The following is a 5,578-nucleotide window of genomic DNA, read 5'->3' on the forward strand; positions in this document are numbered from 1 at the left end:
GCTTTAATATGAGTATTAAACGCTAAATTCGCTACAATTGCACCCATTGTGATAGCTATAACAAAATCAAAATAGGTCATTTGAGCTAGAGTTTGTTTACCCAAAAAACGGGTAGTAATTATCAAAATAAAAAATGCTCCGAACGTACGAAGGATGATTTCAATATAATCAGGCATATTCTTCCTCCAGATGAGTCAACTATTTCTTTATTTCTTATATCATTATAGTCAGTTTCTTTTTTTATAAACATCCGTTTTTTTGCATACAACTAGAAATCCTATCCAAAGGAATCTATTTAGAATACTCGGTTCAAGAAATCATGATTTGGTATCTAAATAGGAACCAGAATTATTGGTTCCGATAGATAGCGCACTTTATGTTAAGTAAGGTTTATAGTGACATAAAAAATTAATCTTTTCGGTGCAACCGTACAAAGATGAACGGTCTTTTTTTGCTTTAAGAGGTGATCACACACAGTTTAAACCAAATAGAACGCATACTATACATTAGGTTTAACTTACCAGGTATATATATAGGAGAAAATGCTAATGGCTAAGAATTAAAATAATGAATTCCAGAAATCAATGGGGTGTTTATGAATGAGACAAGGAAAATGAAATCCTATGATTTTTAATAGAGAACATTACATACAAGAGAGTTTCTAAGTTGTTATAGTAAGAAGCAAAGTTATGAACGGCTTTCTGAAGAACACAAAAAGTTATGAACTATTGTTAGGTCGGCGCTAAAAACAACCCCCTATAGGAGTGAAAAAAGTGATAAGAGATAAAAGTACAACGATTCATCTATTTTTACTTTTGGTTGTTACAGCAGTTTTTATATGGTCAGTTATAAATCCAGCAGGATACTTGAACTGGGCATTGGAGGTTAGTCCTGCCATTGTCGGACTAATCATCGTAATTGCAACATACAGTAAACTTCGCCTTACTACTCTCTCTTATATCATTATTGCCATTCTAATGATTTTGATGTTTGTCGGCGGCCATTACACATACTCAAAAGTACCCCTTTTTAATTGGATAAAAGATGTTTTAAATTTAAATCGAAACGACTACGATCGATTTGGACATTTTCTTAAGGGTTTGTTTGCGATTGTAATAAGAGAAATATTATTACGAAAAACTCCAATAACCAAAGGCCCTTGGTTATTTTCCTTCACTATAAGTATCGCGCTTGCGATCGCTTCCCTGTACGAAATCATCGAATGGTTAAGTACTAAAATAACAAAAGGAGGAAAAGTGGTTAAAAACTTTTTAGGTATGCAAGGTGATATTTGGGATGCACAATGGGATATGTCGTTTGCCTTGGTTGGTTCGATTCTTGCGTTACTCTTTTTTTCAAAACTACATAACCAGCTGTTAAAAAAAGAATTAATAAGAGAGTCGAGGAAAAGTCAATCTAAAAGTGATTGAAGTAAATTATCAGAATGTATTACAAATGCGTGCAAATAGAAAAAGCCCTCCTCAAATGATATAAAAGGGATATACCATTAACGAGCGTTTTTGCCGTGAAAATTTATGCAGCTAATGATCATGAAAATCGCTCTGAAGGAGGGAGGTTCTCTTCGTTAACTATAAAAAGGTGTATCGCTTAATGCGGGACCTTGGTATATAGTCTATTATTCGAAAGAAGCGACACTTCTTTTAGGGGAAACCTCCTATCGTGTACCCAAATGTCTCAAATCGCGAATTTCAAGGCCGATATGAAAATGAGGTGCTCGTGACAGACATCACTTACTTGCCTTTTAAAGATGGATTCCGTTATTTATCCGTTGGACAAGACATCTATAACAACGAGATTGTTTCATGGAAAATCTCCAACCGTAACGACCTCAAACTTGTAGTAGACACTTTAGATGGTTTAATCCAAAAAAGGGATGTGTACAGGGCCATTCTCCATTCGGATCAAGGCTTCCAATACACATCCCATGCTACAATCGACGACTTCAACAGCTTGGTATCATAGGCAGCCACTCTCGTAAAGGAAACTGCCATGATAATGCCTGTGTGGAATCGTTCTTCTCCCATGTTAAATTGGAGATGTTGCACCTAAATGATTTTAAAACAGAAGAAGAATTGATTCAAGCCGTAGAAGTTTATATCTACTATTAGGGGTACCCCTATTATATTGTCTTTTCTTGAAATCTATGTTCATAAAAGAGGACGGGTTCCGTATCCTATTGCAAAATCCGAAATTGTAATCAAAATTGCATCTGAATTTGTAATGTGTTTTGTATCAATATTTTTACTAAAAAAGCAAACGCATCAGTCCTATACTGAGCCGTTTGCTTTTTCCTATACGTTAGCTTAATAAAAAAACAGGTTCAGAGGTTTGGTCTTACATTTCCTCTAACACTTTTTTAAGTTCTTCGCCCATTCTCGTCCAACCATGTTTCGCACCATTGAACGCTTGGTCTTCTTTTTCGAATCCTGTTTGTTCAAGATGTAAGTAGGTTGTTCCATCCTCTTGCTTCAATGTCCATGTGGAGGGCGCCTATCCAAAAAGATATCGGCAATGCTTCCCAATAAATCCAATACTGAAACTCAAGTAGAGCCGGGATGCAACCTCTAGCACCATTATTCCCAATAGGGAGCAAAGGGAAATGTATAATCGTGAGATTAATAGTCTCTAGATTGAATTACCCAATCCATTAGGGGTGGTAGCTTTGGAAAGCGTATATCTATTTGGAGAGGGATGACTGGATCAGCTGAGGGAGTATCTGCAAAAAAACTTGGAGTACACGAAAAATTACTTTGAACAGTTCATACCACAAATAAAAGTGGTGAAACCGGAAGGCACATATTTAGTACGGCTAGATTGTAGGGATTTAGGACTGACTTACAGTTCAAGAATTGGACGCTTTATGCTGCACAATGCGAAAATCGCGAAAAACGAAGGATATCTTTTTGGCCAGGGGGGAGGGTTTCAAGCGTATGAATATTGCTTGTCCAAGTGGCGACGATCTCCCTTGCCAAGACGGATCTTCGAATCGCATTTTCCTTTGTTGAGTTAACTGATCAGGACCAGCTTTTTGAACTTATCGCTCGGTCATGTAAAGAATTGAATCTATAGTGTAATAGAGACCTTTGCATAAGGTCTTTTTCTTCCTTGGTATTAGTGAATTGTTTTTCAAACCTGAGATAAAGATTTCTCTTATTAAAGAATTAACCAAGGTTTTCGATAGTGGTTATGGAAAGGTTTTCCCAAGATTTCAATAATATCAGGTAAAAGAGCGGAATATAGTTAGCGTTCCTGTGTTTTTTTATCGGTGGCTTGTTTTTTGCTAAATAGTTATATGAAAGCAAAAACATTAAAGAAATTATCCATAATAGGAGGACATTGTATCATGACAAAACAAACGAAGGACTATACACTGATCGACTTTATTCGAGATATGACATGGGTAATCGAGAAAACTGAGAGTAATGCCGTTCGGGTGGAAGAGGCAGAGCGTTTACTCGGTGAGCTGCTTCGTACCACATCCTGGTTCCCTCCCGAAAAGCGAAAGCCCAGCTCGGAAGGATATGCCCGTCATTCCCTTTACTGCGATCCGCATGATCGTTTTGAGATCATGGCACTTGTCTGGAAGCCGGGGCAGAAAACTTCACTCCATGATCACGATGGTACTTGGGGAGCTGAAGGGGTTGTGGCTGGAAAGATCAAGTTGAAGAACTATCTTCGAGTGGAAGAGATTTCAGAAAATTTAGTAAAACTTCAACAAACTGATACATTGATTGTAAATCAGAAAATGACTTGCAAACTTCTGCCCCCAGCGGATTGTCACATCCTTGAAACGGAGGGCGATCAAACAGCGATAACCATCCATGTTTATGGAAAACAACTCCGCAAGTTTCGGGTATTTAAGCCTTTACAAAAAGAAGGTATTTTTTCAGCCCATGATTACAATGTAGGGTATACTCCTGAACTAATCTAAGTTTATATGGAAATTGATTCCTCAAAATAGCTTCTCTTGTAATATAAATAATCCCTTGAAAGAATTTTTGCTACGAAACAGGAGGGGAACATGGCAAATTTAAACTATATCTAGAAGTTCGTTGACTCATGCACCAAGGGTTTAGTAGAAGTATTGGGTTTGGATGTGACGATACTGGATAAGCATAGAACCTGGATTAGTGGAACCGGTTACTATCAAGGTCTGATCGGAAAGCCGATTCCAGAGGGTTCGTTTTTAAAAATGATTGTAAAAACAAGTAAACCTAGCATACAAGGCTAACTAACAACTTTAAAATGATAGAAAACACAAAGCAATTAATAGAAATCTCACTAAATATCCAGAGGTACTACATCGCCATTAAGTTAAATTGGACTGAATTCCCATAAATGAATGTAGAGAATAAAATTGTTGTTTTGAAGGTACTTCGAAATATTAGTTTGATGGGTATATGGAGCTATCCATATCAGAGGTAACACATTAATAAGTTCCTGTACGCTATTTCAGTTATACGAAATCTAAAAAAAAATTTTGGTAACAGATATGTTAGTTGAAACACTTTATAGAAATAGCTTGAAGAGTTTATCACAGATGCAAAAATAGTTCCTAGTCCTAGGAAGAATTTAAACCTGATGATAAAGGCTTTTTATATATATTGATAGCAAAATTGGGAATTTCCATAGAGTGGGGTGCGCAAACCAAGCGGTTTTACAGGAGAAATTAGTTGGCATGGTTTTTGCTTATATAAATGATAAGTAAATAGAGAAAGGAGGGAGGAGATAAATCACCGTCTACTCTGCTTTGTTGGTGAGAGTCTCAGAAAAGAATGACAACGATTCAAGTGCTCCTCTCCATTTTTTCAGGAACTATTGTCGGATTCGTACTTGGTTTGCTCGGCGGAGGTGGATCAATACTTGCTGTTCCACTTTTGCTTTACGTTGTTGGTATGAAAGATCCGCATGTGGTAATTGGCACGACAGCGTCAGCCGTTGCTATAAATGCCTATGCAAACCTTATTCCACATGCACGAGCCGGCCATGTGCAATGGAAATCGGCGATTACTTTTGCCCTATCTGGTGCACTAGGTGCTTATACGGGATCGATTATCGGAAAGTTGGTACCTGGTAAACAGTTGTTATTTCTTTTTGCCATTTTGATGATCGTCATAGCTGTAAAAATGGTTATGCCAAAGAAAACGAAGAGTCAGGCAGATGATTTTCAAAATCAAGTGAAGCTTCCACTGTTGATCACCATGGCCATTCTAGTGGGGCTGTTATCCGGTTTTTTCGGGATTGGCGGCGGATTTTTGATTGTTCCCGGTTTAATTTTTGTAACAAGGATGCCAATGATTGCAGCAATTGGATCTTCTCTGGTATCTGTGGGCACATTTGGGCTTATGACAGCTATAAGCTATAGCTTATCTGGCCTTGTAAACTGGTGGATTGTGTTCGCATTTGTTGGAGGGGGAGTTGTCGGCGGAACAGTCGGAGCTTGGCTGGCAGTGCGCTTAAGCAAACAGCAGCGTACGCTCCATTATGTATTTTCCGGTGTTGTTATGTTTGTCGCCATTTACATGCTAATCATTAATGCTGAAGCGTTAGATTGGTG

General features: G+C 37.8%; 7 protein-coding genes and 1 pseudogene. 6 read left to right on the forward strand and 2 right to left on the reverse strand.

The window, feature by feature from the left end; translation table 11 throughout:
• Positions 1-176: pseudogene (locus tag AC1DUW_RS20095) on the reverse strand (DUF421 domain-containing protein); the annotation flags it as partial.
• 597 nt (positions 177-773) lie between these two features.
• Here AC1DUW_RS20095 and AC1DUW_RS20100 point away from each other — a divergent pair.
• From AC1DUW_RS20100 to AC1DUW_RS20110, 3 genes are all read left to right on the forward strand, one after another.
• The gene (locus tag AC1DUW_RS20100; RefSeq protein WP_053347663.1) at positions 774-1,430 is read left to right on the forward strand and encodes a DUF2238 domain-containing protein; all 657 of its coding nucleotides are present in this window, start codon (positions 774-776) and stop codon (positions 1,428-1,430) included.
• A 250-nt stretch (positions 1,431-1,680) separates the two neighbouring features.
• Positions 1,681-1,983, forward strand: a complete 303-nt coding sequence (locus tag AC1DUW_RS20105; protein WP_161804956.1) for a DDE-type integrase/transposase/recombinase — start codon at positions 1,681-1,683, stop codon at positions 1,981-1,983.
• Between the two features lie 41 nt (positions 1,984-2,024).
• Positions 2,025-2,129: an IS3 family transposase gene (locus AC1DUW_RS20110; RefSeq protein WP_477643287.1), complete on the forward strand. Its 105-nt coding sequence runs from the start codon at positions 2,025-2,027 to the stop codon at positions 2,127-2,129.
• 226 nt (positions 2,130-2,355) lie between these two features.
• Here the strand turns inward: AC1DUW_RS20110 and AC1DUW_RS20115 are convergent, their stop codons facing one another.
• On the reverse strand, positions 2,356-2,493 hold the full coding sequence (locus AC1DUW_RS20115; RefSeq protein ID WP_407946267.1) for an SRPBCC domain-containing protein: 138 nt from the start codon (positions 2,491-2,493) through the stop codon (positions 2,356-2,358).
• An 871-nt stretch (positions 2,494-3,364) separates the two neighbouring features.
• On the opposite strand from AC1DUW_RS20115, the gene AC1DUW_RS20120 reads away from it, so the two are divergent.
• The 3 genes from AC1DUW_RS20120 to AC1DUW_RS20130 all read left to right on the forward strand — a co-directional run.
• A complete protein-coding gene (locus tag AC1DUW_RS20120; RefSeq protein ID WP_477643288.1) occupies positions 3,365-3,952 on the forward strand; it encodes a cysteine dioxygenase family protein in 588 nt (195 codons plus the stop codon).
• A gap of 159 nt (positions 3,953-4,111) precedes the next feature.
• Positions 4,112-4,252 carry a hypothetical protein gene (locus AC1DUW_RS20125; protein WP_161804955.1) on the forward strand — a complete coding sequence of 47 codons (141 nt, stop codon included), beginning with the start codon at positions 4,112-4,114 and terminating at the stop codon, positions 4,250-4,252.
• Positions 4,253-4,796: 544 nt separating this feature from the next.
• The coding region (locus AC1DUW_RS20130; protein ID WP_053347660.1) for a sulfite exporter TauE/SafE family protein at positions 4,797-5,578 on the forward strand (782 nt) is incomplete at its 3' end.

This window comes from Peribacillus sp. P4_C12 (genome assembly GCF_056402095.1).

Excerpts from the sequence above, each read along its gene's own strand:
- AC1DUW_RS20120 (WP_477643288.1), top strand. The coding sequence starts at position 3,365 with ATGACAAAACAAACGAAGGACTATACACTGATCGACTTTATTCGAGAT.